The sequence below is a fragment of the Streptomyces sp. NPDC025638 genome, assembly GCF_055558775.1.
Genome location: NZ_JBVHLX010000001.1, coordinates 336,046 through 353,368 on the forward strand (window position 1 = coordinate 336,046; position 17,323 = coordinate 353,368).

Sequence of the window (17,323 nt, forward strand, 5' to 3'; positions counted from 1 at the left end):
TGCCCCGTCCTCCGCATGGGAGAGGGCGGGGCGCCGCCGTGCCCGGGCCCTGCCCTACTGCTTCTGCTGTTGCTGCTGCTTGATCAGCTCGGTGAGGTCACCGGTCTGCGCGGCGGGCGGGGCCTTGACCGTGGCCGTCTTGCCGAACTTCTTGAAGTCCATGGTGACGGTCGCGGAGCCGAACGCCTGCTTCATGCGGACCGGCAGGTCCTTGTCGTTGACCCAGATGTCCATGGTCATCGAGCCGTTGGCGCCGGTCATCTGGCTGAGCATGTTGTTCTGGTCGCCGTAGACGTCCTTGAGCTTGCCCATCTGGTCCGCCTTCACCACGGCGTGGTAGTGGGTCGTGCTCTGTCCGTCGACGGTCTGCTTGCCGAGGTCGTCGACGTCGCTGGCGTACTTCAGGGCCTTCATGGAGGCCACCGGGCTGCCGCCGCCGGTGCCCCCGGCCATCGCCTGGCCGCCCTTCTCGCCGAACACGGCCGAGCCGTCGATCTTCATCCACTCCTTGCCCTTGAGCGGGCCGGAGGGCTGCGGGTCGACGTCGTAGTAGTAAGCGCCGTCCACGAAGAGCATGCGGACCGTCGGCGAGCTCGTCAGCGTCTGCATCTGGACGGCCTTGGTGTCCATGTCGACGTCGAAGGCGAAACCGTCGCCCCAGGAGTACGTGCCCTCCATGGCCACCGGGCCCGTGCCCGTGCCCAGGTCGGTGCTCATCTTCACCTCGGCAGAGCCGAGGTTCTCCGTCCGGTCCGTCGCCCGCGCCAGTGCCGCCATCGCCTTGTCGGCGTTGTCCACGGCCTTGGCCGCCGACTTCGCGCCCTCGGTGCCGCACGCGGAGGTCGCCAGCAGTGCCGCCGCCGTACACCCCACCCAGGCCACGGTGTGCTTCAGCTTCATGGTGTTCCCCACCCCTGAATTTACTGTGTGCTGTTCGTGATTCCTTGACTCTAGCGGGCCCCACCGACAGTCGTGCGACCGCTTTACGGCGTCCGTATACCGGACGCTGCTACTTTTTTTGCCGTTCGTCCTGCGATTCTCGTATGGACCCCAGGTGCCGAATTGCCTGCACCAAGCTGCTGTTTACGTGATCAAAGTGACTGTTGATCTTCGAATTCCGTAGGTAAACACCCATTGACGCGCCGGTTTTCGTCGGGGTTCCATCAGCGCCGGGAGCGACAGAAACACGTACGACGCGAGCCGCCGGAGGCGATAGCGCTCCCGCCCGAACCACCACCGCACGAGTCGATCGGAACCGCCGCATGACCGACACGCTCCGCCCCGTCGAGACCGCCGTCCTGGACGGGAGCTCGGACGCCCCTCAGAAGCTCAAGCGATCCATCGGAGTGGTCGGCGGCACCCTGCTGACCCTGTCGTGCGTGACGCCCGCCTCCACGCTGTTCGTGGTGGTCCCGGACCTGTTCGGCTCGCTCGGCACCGCGACCGCCCTGACGATCGCCATCGGCTCCCTCCTCTGTATCGCCGTGGCGTTCTGCTACTCGGAGCTGGGCACCCTCATCCCCAGCGCCGGCGGCGAGTACGCCATGGTCTCCACGATGGCCGGACGCCTGGCGGGCTGGCTGGTCTTCGTGCTGTCCCTGCTGGTCGTGATGATCGTCCCGCCGGTGATCGCGATGGGCACGGCCGACTACCTCGCGCCGATCGTGCACCTCGACCCGGCGATGACCGGCGCCGGCGTGATGCTCCTCGCCACCCTCGCCGGCCTGCTCGACCTGCGGGCCAACGCCTGGATCACCGGCGTCTTCCTGGTCCTGGAGGTCATCGCCGCCGGTGTCGTGGCCATGCTCGGCTTCACCCACGGCCATCGCGGCCTCGGCAGCCTCACCTCGATGCAGGTCGCGGGCGGCAACGGACACACGGACACCGTGACGGCCATGCTGGTCGTCTCCGGCCTGGCGATCGCCCTCTTCGTCACCCAGGGCTTCTCCACCGCCGTCTACCTCTCCGAGGAGCTGGAGCACCCGCGCCGCAACGTCGCCCGCACGGTCCTGACCACCCTCGCCATCTCCACCGTGATCATCCTGGTCCCGGTCGTCGCCATCACCATGGGCGCCTCCGACATCAAGGAGCTGACCGGCGGCGACATCAGCACCATGGTCACCGCCTGGTCCAACTCGGCCGTCGGCACCTTCGTCAGCCTCTGCGTGGCCCTCGCGATCATCAACGCGGGCATCGTCATGGTCATCCAGAACTCCCGCGTCCTGTTCGCCTCCGCCCGCGACAAGGCCTGGCCCGAGCCGGTCAACAACGTCTTCTCCAAGCTCGGCCGCTTCGGCTCCCCCTGGGTCGCCACACTCGCGGTGGGCGTCCCCGGCGCGCTGCTCTGCTTCGTCAACCTGGACACGCTCTACGGCGTCACGGGCGTCTCGGTGACCGGCATGTACCTGCTCGTCGCGGTCGCCGCCCTGCTCGCCCGCCGCGGGCACCACAAGCACACGCCCGCCTGGCGCATGCCGCTGTGGCCCGCGATGCCGGTCCTGCTCATCGCCGTCCTGGCCTACGTCCTCAGCCAGCAGGAGACCGTCTACCTGCTGTGGACCGGCGGCATCACCGCCGTCGCCACCCTCTACTGGGTCTTCTACCTCCGCCCGCGCGGCGAGACCCGCTGGCTGGTGTCGATCCCCGAGGACGCGCAGGCGTAACGCCGGCTCAGCCGAAGTCCCAGGTCACCACCGAGCACGTACCGTCGTCCTTGCCGCCCGCACTGCGATAGGCGGCAAGGGCGACGTCGTTCCCGGTGTCGACCAGCACCCACATGCCGTAGCAGCCCAGCTCCCGGCCCAGCGCGGCGAGCCGGCCCACCAGCGCCCGCCCGATGCCCCGGCGCCGGTACGGCTCCGCGACCGCGAGCTCGTACAGGAACATCTCGGTGCCCTTGTCGGGGTGGATGGTCTCCACGCCGCTGACGAATCCGACGGGGGCGGGGCCGCCGGGCGTGCTGTTCTCGCCGTCATCCCCGTCATCCCCGTCGTTGCCGGCTTCATAAGCGAGGAACAGATGGTGTCCGGCGGCGGTCAGGAAGCGCTCGGCCCACTCCGTGCGGACCGGATGGTCGAACAAGTGCTCGGCCGCGGCGACTTCGGCGACCGTGGTGGCACGACGGATGTCCATGCGCCTTCGTACCACGACCGAAGTACGCCGGAGGAGCCCTCTACTCCCACAGGAGGGCAAGGGGTTCAACCCGGCGGCTGCATCCGTTGTCGGTGACGGCCCGTACCGTTGAGTCATGGATCTTCGAGTGCCCGGATTCCGGGGGCTGCTTCGGGGGCCGCGGCGGCTGATGGCCGCCGCGGCCGTCGTCGTGCTCGCCGGCGCCGGTACGTGGACGGCGGTCGCCTCCGACGACCCGCCCCCGGTGCGCCGGGCCGACCGGGTCGTCACGACCGGCGACGGGGTGCGCATCGACACCTCGTACTTCACCTCCGCCACCGCCGGCCGCCGCCCGGCCGTCCTGCTGGGGCACGGCTTCGGCGGCAGCAAGAACGACGTACGGCAGGAGGCGGAGGACCTCGCCCGGGACGGGTACGCGGTGCTGACCTGGTCCGCGCGCGGCTTCGGCAGGTCGACCGGGAAGATCGGGCTGAACGACCCCGCGGGCGAGGTCGCCGACGTCTCCCGGCTCATCGACTGGCTGGCGAAGCAGCCCCAGGTGCAGCTCGACAGGAACGGCGACCCGCGCGTGGGCGTGGCCGGCGGCTCGTACGGCGGAGCCATCTCCCTGCTCGCCGCCGGACACGACGACCGGGTGGACGCCATCGCCCCGGCGATCACCTACTGGAACCTCGCGGACGCCCTGTTCCCGGACGGTGTGTTCAAGAGGCTCTGGGCCGGGATCTTCTTCAACTCCGGCGGCGGCTGCGACCGGTTCGAACCCGCGCTGTGCCGGATGTACGACCGGGTCGCCGAGTCGGGCAAACCAGACGCGGCCGCACGCAGACTGCTGGAGGAGCGCTCGCCGTCCGCCGTCGCCGACCGCATCAAGGTGCCCACCCTCCTGGTGCAGGGCCAGACCGACTCCCTCTTCACCCTCGCCCAGTCCGACGCGGCCGCGAAGGCGATCCGCGCGAACGGCGCCCCGGTCGACGTCGACTGGATCGCGGGCGGGCACGACGGCGGTGACATGGAGTCCAGCCGGGTGCAGGCGCGGGTGACAGCCTGGCTCGACCGCTACCTCAAGGGCGACAAGAAGGCCGACACCGGCCCCGCCTTCCGGATCACCCGCACCGGAGGCGTCGACTCCACCGACGGCGCCGCCCAGCTGCGCGGCGCGAGCGCCGACGCCTACCCCGGCCTGGAGAACCACCGGCGGTCCATCGCCCTGCGCGGCGGCGAGCAGCGCTTCGGCAACCCGGCCGGAGCCAGCCCGCCCGCCGTCTCCGCCCTGCCCGGCATCGGCGGCGGCAGCGGCGGCGGCCTCGCCCAGCTGTCCGCCCTCGGCGTCGGCATCTCCCTCGACTTCCCCGGCCAGTACGCGAAGTTCGACTCCGCGCCCGTCACCTCCGACCTACGGATCACCGGCTCGCCGACGGTCACCGTCCATGTGACCTCGACCAGTGACGACGCCGTCCTGTTCGGAAAGGTGTACGACGCCGGGCCCGGCGGCACCCAGCAGGTGCTGCCCTCCCAGCTGGTCACGCCCCTGCGCGTCGAGGGCGCCAAGGCGGGCAAGGACGTCACGGTCACGCTCCCGGCGATCGACCACGAGCTGCAGAAGGGCCACCGGCTGCGCCTGGTGTTCGCCTCCACGGACCTCGGCTACGCCTCCCCGGCGGCCCCGGCCACCTACACCGTCTCCCTGAAGGGAGACCTGGGCGTGCCCACCGCCCCGGCCGTCACGACAGCGGCCGCCGCGCTGCCCTCCTGGGTGTGGTGGCTGCCGCCGGCCGGCGCGCTGTTCGCCCTCGCTCTGCTGGTCACCGGCCGCCGCCGTACGGCGGTCCCCGCGCCCGACCCCGCTCTGGCCGAAGTCCCGCTCCAGATAACGGACCTGAGCAAGCGATACGCGAAGTCCGCGGACCGGTACGCGGTGCGCGAGCTGTCCTTCCGCGTCGAGAAGGGCCAGGTGCTGGGCCTGCTCGGGCCGAACGGCGCGGGCAAGACGACGACCCTGCGCATGCTGATGGGCCTCATCAAGCCGGACGGCGGCGAGATACGGGTCTTCGGGCACGCGATCCGACCGGGCGCGCCGGTCCTGTCCCGGGTGGGCGCCTTCGTGGAGGGCGCGGGATTCCTGCCGCACCTCTCGGGCCGCGAGAACCTGGAGCTGTACTGGCAGGCGACCGGCCGCCCGGCCGAGGACGCGCACCTGGAAGAGGCCCTGGAGATCGCGGGCCTCGGTGACGCGCTCGCCCGCGCGGTGCGCACCTACTCGCAGGGCATGCGCCAGCGTCTCGCCATCGCCCAGGCCATGCTCGGCCTGCCCGATCTGCTCATCCTCGACGAGCCCACCAACGGTCTCGACCCGCCACAGATCCGCGAGATGCGCGAGGTGATGATCCGCTACGCGGCCGCGGGACGCACGGTGATCGTCTCCAGCCACCTCCTGGCCGAGGTCGAGCAGTCCTGCACCCACCTGGTGGTGATGGACCGCGGCCGGCTCGTCCAGGCCGGCCCGGTGGGGGAGATCATCGGCTCCGGCGACACGCTGCTCGTCGGCACCGCCGCACCCGTGGAGGAGCCCGTCGTCGAGAAGGTGGGCGCGCTGTCCGGCGTCGCCTCCGCGGTCCGCACCGAGGACGGCCTCCTCGTCCGCCTGGAGCCCGGCGGAAGCGCACAGCGGCTGGTCGCCGAACTCGTACGGCTCGATGTGCCCGTCGAGTCGGTCGGTCCCCACCGCCGACTGGAGGACGCCTTCCTCACCCTGATCGGAGGTTCCGCGTGAGCACGCTCACCGAGCACACCGAGCCCGTCGAGGCGGCCTTTGGCTACCGGGCCGGGCGCACGCTGCCACTGCGGGTCGAGCTGGTCCGCCAGCTCAAGCGGCGCCGCACGCTGATCATGGGCGGGATCCTCGCCGTACTGCCGTTCGTGCTGGTCATCGCCTTCGCGATCGGCGGTGACCCGGGCAGCCGCAACGGCCAGGTCACGCTGATGGACACGGCCACCGCCTCCGGCGCCAACTTCGCCGCGGTGAATTTGTTCGTCTCGGCGGGCTTCCTGCTGGTGATCCCGGTGGCGCTGTTCTGCGGGGACACGGTCGCCTCGGAGGCCAGCTGGTCCTCCCTGCGCTATCTGCTCGCCGCGCCCGTGCCCCGGGGCCGCCTGCTGTGGTCCAAGCTCGTTGTGGGGCTCGGGCTCAGCCTGGCCGCGATGGTGCTGCTGCCGGTCGTGGCGCTCGCGGTCGGCACGGCCGCCTACGGCTGGGGGCCACTGGAGATCCCCACCGGCGGCGCGCTCGACTCGGGCACCGCCGCCCAGCGCCTGGTGGTGGTCGTCGCGTATGTGTTTGTGTCCCAACTGGTCACCGCGGGCCTGGCGTTCTGGCTGTCGACCAAGACGGACGCCCCGCTCGGCGCGGTCGGCGGCGCGGTCGGCCTGACCATCGTCGGCAACGTCCTGGACGCTGTCACCGCCCTCGGCCACTGGCGCGACTTCCTGCCCGCGCACTGGCAGTTCGCCTGGGCCGACGCCGTACAGCCGCATCCCGAGTGGTCCGGCATGATCCAGGGCACCGCGATTTCCATAACGTACGCGCTCGTGCTGTTCGCCCTGGCCTTCCGGGGTTTCGCGCGCAAGGACGTGGTCTCCTAGGTCACCGGAAGATCACCCACCGGTCTCGGCGGGCCCGCTCCGTGGCCGCTTCGAGACGCATCCGCAACGCTCCGTACCGCACGTTCCCGCCCGTGGCGCCGTCACAGTCACAGATATCGACGTCAACGGGCACAGGGGGCAGACGAGATGGAGCGGCACAGGACACGGCGGACACGGAGTGTGCTGATCGCCCTCGCGGCGGCGGGCGGCCTGCTGCTCACCGGCTGCTCGGGCGGCAGCGCGGACGGTTCCCACCGCGAGGCGAACAACGGCGGTTCGAAGAACGGCGGGCTTCCGGCTCCGGCGCCCGCCCCCGCGCAGAGCGAGGGTTCACGGAAGGCACAGGGCGACGAGTGGAACACCCCCTCGGCCGACTACCTCTCCACCTTCGCCCTGGACGTGGACACCGCCTCCTACGGCTATGCGCGCCGCACGCTCGCCGACGGGCAGCGACCCGACCCGTCGACCATCCGCCCCGAGGAGTTCGTCAACAGCTTCCGCCAGGACTACCGGCGCCCGGACGGCAACGGCTTCTCCGTCACGGTCGACGGCGCCCGCACCGACAAGCCGAACTGGTCCCTGGTCAGGGTCGGCCTGGCCACCCGCGCCGCCGGGCAGACCGGTGAACGTCCGCCCGCCGCCCTGACGTTCGTCGTCGACGTCTCCGGTTCCATGAGCGAACCGGGACGGCTGGACCTCGCCAAGCAGTCCCTCGGCACGATGACGGACCGGTTGCGCGACGACGACTCCGTCGCGATCGTCACCTTCAGCTCGGAGGCCGAGACCGTGCTGCCGATGACCCGGCTCGGCGGCCACCGCGGCGAGATCCACGACGCGATCGACGGTCTGGAGGCGCTGTCCTCCACCGACCTCGGCGCGGGCGTCGAGACCGGGTACGCCACCGCCGTCGAGGGCCTGCGCAAGGGTGCCACCAACCGGGTCGTCCTCGTCTCCGACGCGCTCGCCAACACCGGCGACACCGACCCGGACTCCATCCTCGAACGCATCTCCACCGCCCGGCGCGAGCACGGCATCACCCTCTTCGGCGTCGGCGTGGGCAGCGACTACGGCGACGCCCTGATGGAGCGCCTCGCCGACAAGGGCGACGGGCACACGGTGTATGTGTCCGACACCGAGGACGCCCGCAAGGTGTTCTGCGAGCAGCTCCCGCAGAACATCGAGCTCACCGCCCGCGACGCCAAGGCCCAGGTCGCCTTCGACCCCCACACGGTCGCCGAGTTCCGTCTGGTCGGCTACGACGACCGCAGGGTCGCCGACGACGACTTCCGCAACGACCACGTCGACGGCGGCGAAGTCGGCCCCGGCCACACCGTCACCGCCCTGTACGCCGTCCGCACCAGGCCCGGCACCGACGGCCATCTCGCCACGGCCACCGTCCGCTGGCTCGACCCCGGCACCCGCGACCCGCACGAGGAGTCCGGCGAACTGGAGACCGGCGCCCTGCAGGACTCCGTCTGGAGCGCGAGCCCCCGCTTCCAGGTCACCGCGGTGGCCGCCTACTTCGCCGACGCCCTCCGCGAGGGGGACGACCGCTGGACCACGCTGCCCGGCGACCCCGGACTCGGCGAACTCCACCGCCACGCCGCCCGATTGGCCCGCACCACCGAGGACGAGGCGGTACGGCAGCTGGCCCAGGCCATCGAGCAGGCCGGACGCGGACTGGACTAGCGCGCGCTTCCCGGTGCTGCCGGACCCATTGACCTAGGCTTACGCGTGAGTAAGTTGACCACCCGGTAGGTGCGTTCGGCAGCAGGGCAGCCAACAGCCGCGACGGGAGCCGTCATGGGCGTACGCAGGGACTTGAAGCGGGCACGGCGGCGCACCGATCTGGCGGCGCGCATCCGGGTCGAGACCGTCAGGGACGAGCACGGCGTCGTACGCGAGGCCCGCACCCCGGCGCTCGCGGCGGCCACGACGACCGGCTCCACCGCCGACCTGCCCTTCACCAACGCGGCCGAGGCCCCGGGCGCCGTGGTCCTGCGCCGCCGTGAGAGCGGCGTCTGGCACCCGGTCTCGGCGGCCGCCTTCGCCCGCGACGTCACGGACGCGGCCAAGGGACTGATCGCGGCGGGCCTCGAACCGGGCGGCCGGGTCGCCGTCATGTCCCGCACCCGCTACGAGTGGACCGTCCTGGACTTCGCCATCTGGGCGTCCGGCGGCCAGACCGTCCCCATCTACGCGACCTCCTCCGCCGAGCAGGTGGAGTGGATCGTGCGCGACTCCGGCGCCCGCTACGTGGTCGCCGAAACAGCCGAGAACGCGGCCACCGTCACCACCGGCACCGCCGGCCACCCCGAACCCCCGCGCGTTTGGCGGCTCGACGCGGACGCCCTGGTCGAACTCACCGCCCTCGGCCGGGACATCGCCGACGAGGAGGTCGCCAAGCGCCGCGGCACCCTGACCCCCGACACCGTGGCCACCGTCTGCTACACCTCCGGCACCACCGGAAAGCCCAAGGGCTGCGTCCTCACCCACGCCAATCTGCACGCCGAGGCCGCGAACACGGTCGAACTGCTCCACCCCGTCTTCCAGGCGGTCACCGGGCAGACCGCCTCCACCCTGCTCTTCCTGCCGCTCGCCCACATCATGGGCCGCACCCTGCAGATCGCCTGTCTGATGGCCCGTATCGAGATCGGCCACTTCCCCAGCGTCAAGCCCGACGAACTCCGCCCGGCGCTGCGGGAGTTCCGCCCCACCTTCCTGGTCGGGGTGCCGTACCTCTTCGAGAAGATCCACGACGCCGGGCGCGCGACCGCCGAGCGGATCGGCCGGGGCGCGTCCTTCGACCGCGCCGACCGGATCGCCGTGCGCTTCGGGGAGGCGTATCTGCGCAGATTCCTGGGCACCGGCAAGGGCCCCGGCCCCGGCCTGTACGCCGCCTGGGCACTGTACGACCTGCTGGTCTACCGCCGTATCCGCAAGGAGCTCGGCGGCCGCCTGCGGTACGCCATCAGCGGCGGCTCCCCGCTCGACCGCAACCTCAACCTGTTCTTCTCCGCGGCCGGAATCATCGTCTACGAGGGCTACGGCCTCACCGAGACCACCGCCGCCGCCACCATCGTGCCCCCGCTGGGGCCCCGCCCCGGCACGGTCGGCCAGCCGGTACCCGGAGCGGCCGTCCGCATCGCTCAGGACGGCGAGGTGCTGATCAAGGGCGGGCTGGTCTTCGGGGCGTACTGGAACGACCCGGCCGCGACCGAGGCGGTGCTGCGGGAGGGCTGGTTCGCCACCGGCGACCTCGGCTCCCTCGACGACGACGGCTACCTCACCATCACCGGCCGCAAGAAGGACATCCTCGTCACCTCCGGCGGCAAGAACGTCTCCCCGGCCGTCCTGGAGGACCGGCTGCGCAGCCGCTCCCCGGTCGGCCAGTGCCTGGTCGTCGGCGACAACCGTCCCTTCGTCGCCGCCCTGATCACCCTCGACCCCGAGGCGGTCGCCCACTGGCTGTCCGTACGGAAGCTGCCCGCGGACACCCCGCTGTCCGAACTGGTCCGGGACCCACGGCTGCGCGACGATGTGCAAAAGGCCGTCGACTACGCCAACGAGGCCGTCTCGCGCGCCGAGTCCATCCGCGCCTTCGCCCTGGTCGAGGGGGAGTTCAGCGAGGACAACGGGATGCTGACACCGTCCCTCAAGGTCAAACGGCACGCGGTGACGGCCGCGTTCGCGGAGCAGATCGAGTCGATCTACCGCCCGTGACACGCCGCCCGTGACACGCGAACGGCGGGCCACCGGAAGGGACCGGTGACCCGCCGAGGCGGAGCGCAGGCTCAGCCGTTGCTGGTGCCGTTGCCGGACAGGGCCGAGATGTCGTCCAGGACGTGCGACAGCGGCTCGTCGCCCTTGGCCTGGGTCGAGTTCTCGACGCACTGCTGGTTCTGCGGGGAGGAAAGGACGTTGATGTCCTGCACGGCGACCGGGATGGCGCCGACCAGGGAACCCGCGTTCACCTTGGCGGGCAGACCGACGCAGGGCTTGTTCAGCGATCCCTGGACCAGCGACAGCTGCGGGCTCATGTCGCCGGCGGTGGCCGAGTTGCCGAACATCGACGTGGCGTCGGTGCCGCTGGCGGACGTGGTGCCGTTGTCGTTGCCGATGGCGAGCGCCTGCGGGGCGGCCGCGCCCGCGAGACCGGCGACGGAGGCGGCGACAGCCGCGGTTGCCCACAGCTTCTTCATGTTCGTTCCCTTCGAAAAAGCGGACTCCGGGGAGGAGCTGCATGATCGTCAACTGTTCGGAGCGGTTGAGGTTGCGGGGGCTGCTCCGATCGGCCCAGCTCAGTCCGATCATGGGAAAAGGCGCCCCCGTGTCCCCTGGGCGTGACGCAACGTAAGCCAGCGGGCCGCCGAAAACTCGGCGGCCCGCTGGTGACAACCCGGAAGGGGGTCCGGGAAGCGTCCGATCAGCTGTTGCCCGTGCCGTTGGCGGACAGCGCCGAGATGTCGTCCAGGATGTGCGACAGCGGCTCGTCGCCCTTGGCCTGGGTCGAGTTCTCGACACACTGCTGGTTCTGCGGGGACGACAGGACGTTGACGTCCTGAACCGCGACCGGGACGAGGCCGACGAGCGAGCCGACGTTCGCCTTGGCGGGCAGACCGACGCAGGGCTTGTTGAGGGAGCCCTGGATGAGCGCCATCTGGGGGCTCATGTTGCCGTACGTGGCCGAATTGCCGAACGACTGGGCGGCCCCGACGCCGCTGGCGGAGGTGGTGCCCGTGTCGTTGCCGGTCGCGAGCGCGGGTGAGGCGGCGGCGGCCGAGGCACCCACGACGGAAGCGGCGACCGCTGCGGAGGCCAGAACCTTCTTGATCACTTGCAGTTCCCTTCTGGAGAAACCCCGTCCACCGGAGCGCCCTGCTTCAACTGGCACCGGGTCGCATGGTTGCTGCAATTCACCCGGTCGGCCCAAACGAATTCAATGCGCCAAACAGGTCCGTTCGGGTGACGGGCCGCAACCATTCACGGCGCTCCCGGTTGAAGTGGAGGCAGGAACGTGCGTCTTGGCGAGGAGCCAGGACAGGAAAGGAAAGCGAAATGCTCAAGAAGGCAATGGCCGCGGCGGCTGTCGCCGCATCCGTCGTCGGTGCGTCGGCGGCAGCGGCTCCCGAGGCGCTTGCCACCGGCAACGACACGGGCACCACCTCCGCCAGCGGCGTCGGCGCCACGCAGTCGTTCGGCAACTCGGCCACCGGCGGCGCCATGAGCCCGCAGCTCTCGGCGGTCCAGGGGTCGCTGAACAAGCTCTGTGTCGGCCTGCCGGCCAAGGCCAACGCGGGCTCGCTCGTCGGCCTCGTCCCGGTCGCCGTCCAGGACGTCAACGTCCTGGCGACGCCCCAGAACCAGCAGTGCGCCGAGAACTCGACGCAGGCCAAGGGCGACGAGGCGCTGTCGCACATCGCGGACGACATCTCGGCGCTGTCCGCCAACGGCACCGGCAACAGCTGAGAATTTCCCGCCGCCCAGGAAGAGCGTTTCACTAACGCTTTGTCAATTCTGTAAGGGCGTTAGGGTGAATTCCTGGGTGCCGCGCGTTCCGCAGTTTCTTCGACCGTCTATCCCTCGTTCTACAGCCTGTCGGTCATGGTGCGAGCCGTACAAGTTGTGCTCGCTCGGTTTCGGCCGTCATAGGCATGACCGCAGAGAAGGGAAAGTTCATGAAGAAGACCACTGTCGTCGCCGCCGGTATCGTCCTGGCTCTCGGCGCGGCCGTCCCGGCGTTCGCCGACTCCGGCGCCTCCGGCTCGGCCACCGGGAGCCCGGGCGTCCTGTCCGGCAACGTCATCCAGGTCCCCGTGCACATCCCGGTCAACGTGTGCGGCAACTCGCTGAACGTCGTCGGTCTGCTGAACCCGGCGTCGGGCAACGCCTGCAGCAACCAGTGACGACGTAACGCAACGCGCCGGCCACCCGGCCGCGTTACGGCCGGCCTTGGACCGTTCGATCCCTCGATCTTTCGATCCCTCGATCCTTGGGTTCACTCGCTCCGAGGCCGGTCTCCCAATTCTTCAAGCAGGAAGATCAACGAGATTGCGACAGACCCTGAGTAAGGGAATGGTCGCGGCTGCCGCCGCGACGAGCATCGTGTCCCTGTGCGGCGGCGTCGCGCTGGCCGACACGGGTGCGAACGGGTCCGCCAAGGACTCGCCCGGAGTCGCGTCCGGCAACACCGTCCAGGTACCGGTGCATGTGCCGGTGAACGCGTGCGGCAACTCCGTTGACGTCGTCGGAGCGTTGAACCCGGCGTTCGGCAATTCGTGCGCGAACACCTCGGGCTCCGGTACCGCCGGCACCACCGGTGCGTCGGCCACCGGCTCCACGGCGAACTCGCCCGGAGTCGCGTCCGGCAACACCGTCCAGGCGCCGGTGCATGTGCCGGTGAACGCGTGCGGCAACTCCGTTGATGTCGCCAGCCTGTTGAACCCGGCATTCGGCAACTCGTGTGCGAACACGTCGGGCTCCGGCAGCGCCACCACCGGCGCGTCGGCGTCCGGCACCTCGACGGACTCGCCCGGCGTGGGCTCCGGCAACACCGCGCAGGTGCCGGTGGACGTACCGGTGAACGTGTGCGGCAACTCCGCGAACGTGATCGGCGTACTCAACCCCGTCTTCGGAAACGGCTGTGCCAACACCGCCACTCCGCCGGGCAGGACCAATACGCCGGTGACCCCGCCGGGTACGGCGAGACCGCCGGTCACCCCGCCGGGTACGACGAGGCCGCCGGTCACCCCGCCGGGTACGACGACGCCGCCCGTGACCCCGCCGGGTACGACGACGCCGCCGGTCACCCCGCCGGGCACGACCACGCCGCCCGTGACGCCGCCGGTCACGCCGCCGGTCACGCCTCCCGTGACCCCGCCGGTGACGCCCCCGGGCACGCCGACCGTGACTCCGCCGCGTACGACGACGCCGGTGACCCCGCCGCGTACCGTCACGCCACCGCGTACCGCCACGCCGGCGGCGACGCCCCTCACCACCCCCGGCAGTGACGACCAGGCAGCGCCGCCCCAACTGGCGCGCACCGGTACGGAGGCCACGCTTGCGGCCTCCGCCGCCAGCCTGGCGTTGGTCATGGGCGGGACGATCCTGTACCGGCGAGGCCGAGCCACGTCCCGTCGGTAGTTCTCCGGGTGCCGGGCAGCCATCGCCCGGCACCCGTGTTTTTCAGCGCGCGCTTCGGCGCCGGTCCCTCGCGCACGTGCGTGTCGGCCGTGACGGGCCGCCGCCGTGCGTGCGGCGTTTGTGCTGCGTTTGTGCTGCGTTTGTGCTTGCTTGTCATGCGCAGGTGGAGCACGGGTTCGTGTGGCGGGCGTTGTCCCACAACTCCGGCCGCTATCCGTACTAATCCCAGATAAATCAGGCGTCTGTGTCTGATTCGTGAAGATGGTGACTCACTTCTCGGATCACCCCTTTGGGGGCACAACTCGCGGGAGAGCCACGCGTTGACACAACGCCGGGCATCCCCGTCCGGATGTTTGTCTCGACCCCAAGGAGCACCTCTCCATGTCGCGTATCGCGAAGGGCCTGGTTCTGACCACCGCCGCTGCCGCTGCCGTTGCCGGCGGTGCCGGTATCGCCGCTGCCGACAGTGGCGCGCAAGGCACCGCCAGCAACTCGCCGGGAGTGCTGTCGGGCAACGTCATCCAGGTTCCGGTCCACGTGCCGGTCAACGTCTGCGGCAACACCGTTGACGTGGTCGCCCTGCTGAACCCGTCGTTCGGCAACGCCTGCACCAACGGCTGACGTCGCAGCACACCCCTTCGGCCGGCCGTCCGTCCGCGGTTTCCCCGCGGGAGGGCGGCCGGCTTGCGTCTGCCTGCACCGGGGCGCTGACGGCCGTACTCCGGCGGAGATTTCGTATGTCTTCCGCGCACGGGGTTTCCGCCCCGGCCGGAACTCGTTGCACACGGCGTCGGACTCACCCGAGGTGACGTGAGTCGCCGAGAAAGGAACACGATGAAGTCCCTGAAGGCTGCCGCTGTCGTTGCCGGTTCCCTGGCCCTCGCCGGCGCCGCGGCGCCCGCGTTCGCCCACAGCACCGCCGACCTCACGCCCACCAGCCTCAACGGCGGCGTGAACACGCTCACCAAGGGTCCTCTGGAGCTGAACGACGTGATGCCGCTGCAGCATCAGTCGGACGCCCTCGACAGCGAGAACAAGGGCTCTGTGCTCAACGCGGTGAAGGGCGTGACCGGTGCCGTCAACCAGCACAGCCCGCTGCTGGGCGGTCTGCCGCTGCAGAGCTGACCCGCACGTCGGGCGTTCGAGGGGCGTCGAGGGACGACGGGGAACGGCGGGGAACGGCGGGGGACGTTTGAGAGACGACGAGGGACGCTTGAGCGACGGCGAGGGACGTCAAGAGGCGTCCCTCGTTCGTGTGGAGGCCCCCAGCGGTATCCGCCGGTCGGGTGATGACGCGTCCGGCCGCCCGCCGGCCCATGGATATGGTCGCGCGGTGACCTCAACCTCAAGCGCAACGCGCTCCTTCCGCGTCGCCGACGTCGGCACCCTCGTCGTACTCCCATGGAGCGGCCCGGGCCCCGACGGAACCGACATGCCGTACCTGCTGGTCTACTCCCTCGGTGACGCGCAGGGCGGCCCGGCGGCGACCGCGGCGGCGATCGAGCGGCTGCTGGCGCTCAACGGCCTGCGGGCCGGCGGGGACCTGGTCGACGCCGCCGACAAGCCCGGCCTGCCGGTGACCCTGCTCGTCGAGGCCGGTCAGGCCGTGCTCACCACGCCGCAGTTCAGGGCCCAGTGCGCCGCGCCGCCGGAGTGGCTCGCGGCGGTCGCCGGACGCGGCCACGCCCACCTGGTGTTCACCACCCGCCCGTGGCCCGGGGCCCGTCCCGGTGAGCCGGTCGCCCCGGAGGCGCTGATCGCGTTCGCCGGCGCCGAGGAGACCCTGAACGCCGCCGCGCACGTCCTCCTGCCGGCCCGCAGCCTGCGCGGCTGATGCGGCGGACGGCGGGCACCGGCCGCGCCTTCGCGCTGATGCTGGTGCTCACGGGGGCGGCCGGGCTCCTGGCCTCCTGGATCATCACCCTCGACAAGTTCAAACTGCTGGAGAACCCGGCCTTCGTCCCGGGGTGCAGCCTGAACCCGGTGGTGTCCTGCGGCAGCGTGATGAAGAGCGCTCAGGCCGCGGCCTTCGGCTTCCCCAACCCGATGCTGGGCCTGGTGGCCTACGGCATCGTGATCTGTGTCGGCATGAGCCTGCTGGCCGGGGCCGTGTTCCCCGGCTGGTACTGGCTGACCTTCGCGGCCGGGTGCCTGTTCGGCATCGGGTTCGTGTCGTGGCTGCAGTTCGAGTCGCTGTACCGGATCAACGCGCTGTGCCTGTGGTGCTGTCTGGCCTGGATCGCGACGATCATCATGTTCTGGTACGTGACGTCCTTCAACGTGCTCAACGGCTTCTTGCCCGCCCCCGATGCGTTGAAGGCCTTCCTCGCCGAGTTCACCTGGGTGCTGCCGGTGCTGCACATCGGCATCGTCGGCATGCTGATCCTCACCCGCTGGTGGGACTTCTGGACGAGCTGATGCCGCCTCAGGGCAGTCGTCGTACCGGTGAACCCGCCAGGTACGCGCGGATGTTCTCGACCGCCTGGCCGTAGTAGGCGGCGTAGTTGTCCCGCGAGACATAGCCGAGGTGGGGAGTGGCCAGGAGACGGGGCGCGGTGCGCATCGGGTGGTCGGCGGGCAGCGGCTCGATGTCGAAGACATCGACGGCGGCGCCGGCGATACGGCCCCCGTGGAGCACGGCCAGCAGCGCGTCCTGGTCGACGATCGCCGCGCGGGAGGTGTTGACCAGGTAGGCGGTCGGCTTCAGCAGGGCGAGTTCGGCCGGACCGAGCAGACCGCGGGTGCGGTCGCCGAGGGCCAGATGGACGGAGACGAAGTCGCTGGTGGCCAGGAGGTCCGCCAGCGAGGGGGCCAGGTCCACGCCCACCTCGTCGGCGCGCTCCTTGGTGAGGTTCCGGCTCCAGGCGCTGACCTGCATGCCGAAGGCGAGCCCGATCTGTGCCACCTTGCTGCCGATCTTGCCGAGCCCGAGCAGACCGAGCCGCCGACCGTGCAGGTCGGCACCGACGGTGGACTGCCAAGGGCCGCCGGAGCGAAGCGAGTTGCTCTCCTCCACGATGCCGCGGGCGAGCCCGAGCAGCAGCGCCCAGGTCAGTTCGACCGGTGGGGTCGAGGAACTCGTGGTGCCGCACACGGTGACGCCGTGCGCCTCGGCGGCGGCATAGTCGATGACGCTGTTGCGCATCCCGGAGGCGACGAGCAGCCGCAGCCGGGGCAGCCGGGCGATGAGCGAACCCGGGAACGGTACGCGCTCGCGCAGGGTGACCACGATGTCGAAGTCGGCGAGCGCCGCCGCGAGGCCGTCCTCATCGGCGATGTGCTCGCGCAGCGCGACGACCTCCACCTTTTGCTTGATCACCGACCAGTCGGCCGACCCGGTGGCCACACCCTGGAAGTCGTCCAGCACCGCACAGCGAAGTCGCACGTCGTCTCGCCCTCCTCGTCGGCG

The 17,323-nt window shown here is 70.7% G+C and carries 17 protein-coding genes; 12 read left to right on the plus strand and 5 right to left on the minus strand.

From position 1 onward, the window contains the following. Positions 1-54 precede the first annotated feature (54 nt). Positions 55-900: an SCO4651 family lipoprotein gene (locus tag ACZ4EG_RS01535; RefSeq protein ID WP_453552537.1), complete on the minus strand. Its 846-nt coding sequence runs from the start codon at positions 898-900 to the stop codon at positions 55-57. Positions 901-1,262: 362 nt separating this feature from the next. On the opposite strand from ACZ4EG_RS01535, the gene ACZ4EG_RS01540 reads away from it, so the two are divergent. Continuing rightward, a complete protein-coding gene (locus ACZ4EG_RS01540) occupies positions 1,263-2,663 on the plus strand; it encodes an APC family permease (RefSeq protein ID WP_467789147.1) in 1,401 nt (466 codons plus the stop codon). 7 nt (positions 2,664-2,670) lie between these two features. On the opposite strand, the gene ACZ4EG_RS01545 is transcribed toward ACZ4EG_RS01540, so the two are convergent. After that, positions 2,671-3,132 (minus strand): GNAT family N-acetyltransferase, encoded by a 462-nt coding sequence (locus ACZ4EG_RS01545; RefSeq protein ID WP_467789148.1) that lies wholly within the window; start codon positions 3,130-3,132, stop codon positions 2,671-2,673. 115 nt (positions 3,133-3,247) lie between these two features. On the opposite strand from ACZ4EG_RS01545, the gene ACZ4EG_RS01550 reads away from it, so the two are divergent. The 4 genes from ACZ4EG_RS01550 (at position 3,248) to ACZ4EG_RS01565 (ending at position 10,494) form a co-directional block, all read left to right on the plus strand. Beyond that, entirely contained in the window at positions 3,248-5,902 is a 2,655-nt protein-coding gene (locus ACZ4EG_RS01550) for a CocE/NonD family hydrolase (protein WP_467789149.1), read from the plus strand. Further along, positions 5,899-6,771, plus strand: a complete 873-nt coding sequence (locus tag ACZ4EG_RS01555) for an ABC transporter permease (protein ID WP_467789150.1) — start codon at positions 5,899-5,901, stop codon at positions 6,769-6,771. The genes ACZ4EG_RS01550 and ACZ4EG_RS01555 overlap by 4 nt, the downstream gene beginning before the upstream one ends. A gap of 147 nt (positions 6,772-6,918) precedes the next feature. Continuing rightward, the gene (locus ACZ4EG_RS01560; RefSeq protein ID WP_467789151.1) at positions 6,919-8,460 is read left to right on the plus strand and encodes a vWA domain-containing protein; all 1,542 of its coding nucleotides are present in this window, start codon (positions 6,919-6,921) and stop codon (positions 8,458-8,460) included. A gap of 114 nt (positions 8,461-8,574) precedes the next feature. Further along, the gene (locus ACZ4EG_RS01565) at positions 8,575-10,494 is read left to right on the plus strand and encodes an AMP-dependent synthetase/ligase (RefSeq protein WP_467789152.1); all 1,920 of its coding nucleotides are present in this window, start codon (positions 8,575-8,577) and stop codon (positions 10,492-10,494) included. Positions 10,495-10,565: 71 nt separating this feature from the next. On the opposite strand, the gene ACZ4EG_RS01570 is transcribed toward ACZ4EG_RS01565, so the two are convergent. Continuing rightward, the gene (locus ACZ4EG_RS01570) at positions 10,566-10,973 is read right to left on the minus strand and encodes a rodlin (RefSeq protein WP_363295254.1); all 408 of its coding nucleotides are present in this window, start codon (positions 10,971-10,973) and stop codon (positions 10,566-10,568) included. Positions 10,974-11,197: 224 nt separating this feature from the next. Then, positions 11,198-11,608, minus strand: a complete 411-nt coding sequence (locus tag ACZ4EG_RS01575; protein WP_363295253.1) for a rodlin — start codon at positions 11,606-11,608, stop codon at positions 11,198-11,200. A gap of 221 nt (positions 11,609-11,829) precedes the next feature. Between ACZ4EG_RS01575 and ACZ4EG_RS01580 the strand changes: the two genes are divergently transcribed. The 7 genes from ACZ4EG_RS01580 to ACZ4EG_RS01610 all read left to right on the plus strand — a co-directional run bounded on the left by ACZ4EG_RS01580 (position 11,830) and on the right by ACZ4EG_RS01610 (position 16,332). After that, the gene (locus tag ACZ4EG_RS01580; protein WP_363295252.1) at positions 11,830-12,240 is read left to right on the plus strand and encodes a rodlin; all 411 of its coding nucleotides are present in this window, start codon (positions 11,830-11,832) and stop codon (positions 12,238-12,240) included. Between the two features lie 209 nt (positions 12,241-12,449). Continuing rightward, the gene (locus tag ACZ4EG_RS01585; protein ID WP_390706687.1) at positions 12,450-12,677 is read left to right on the plus strand and encodes a chaplin; all 228 of its coding nucleotides are present in this window, start codon (positions 12,450-12,452) and stop codon (positions 12,675-12,677) included. Between the two features lie 169 nt (positions 12,678-12,846). After that, on the plus strand, positions 12,847-13,914 hold the full coding sequence (locus ACZ4EG_RS01590; protein WP_467789153.1) for a chaplin: 1,068 nt from the start codon (positions 12,847-12,849) through the stop codon (positions 13,912-13,914). A 381-nt stretch (positions 13,915-14,295) separates the two neighbouring features. Next, positions 14,296-14,535 carry a chaplin gene (locus tag ACZ4EG_RS01595; protein ID WP_316754238.1) on the plus strand — a complete coding sequence of 80 codons (240 nt, stop codon included), beginning with the start codon at positions 14,296-14,298 and terminating at the stop codon, positions 14,533-14,535. A 213-nt stretch (positions 14,536-14,748) separates the two neighbouring features. After that, entirely contained in the window at positions 14,749-15,039 is a 291-nt protein-coding gene (locus ACZ4EG_RS01600; protein WP_390706685.1) for a hypothetical protein, read from the plus strand. 208 nt (positions 15,040-15,247) lie between these two features. Then, the gene (locus ACZ4EG_RS01605; protein ID WP_453552517.1) at positions 15,248-15,748 is read left to right on the plus strand and encodes a DUF5949 family protein; all 501 of its coding nucleotides are present in this window, start codon (positions 15,248-15,250) and stop codon (positions 15,746-15,748) included. Further along, on the plus strand, positions 15,748-16,332 hold the full coding sequence (locus ACZ4EG_RS01610) for a vitamin K epoxide reductase family protein (RefSeq protein WP_453552516.1): 585 nt from the start codon (positions 15,748-15,750) through the stop codon (positions 16,330-16,332). The genes ACZ4EG_RS01605 and ACZ4EG_RS01610 overlap by 1 nt, the downstream gene beginning before the upstream one ends. A 7-nt stretch (positions 16,333-16,339) precedes the next feature. Here ACZ4EG_RS01610 and ACZ4EG_RS01615 read toward each other — a convergent pair whose 3' ends face one another. Beyond that, positions 16,340-17,299, minus strand: coding sequence for a D-2-hydroxyacid dehydrogenase family protein (locus ACZ4EG_RS01615; RefSeq protein WP_467789154.1), 960 nt, complete (start codon positions 17,297-17,299; stop codon positions 16,340-16,342). Between the last annotated feature and the right edge of the window lie 24 nt (positions 17,300-17,323).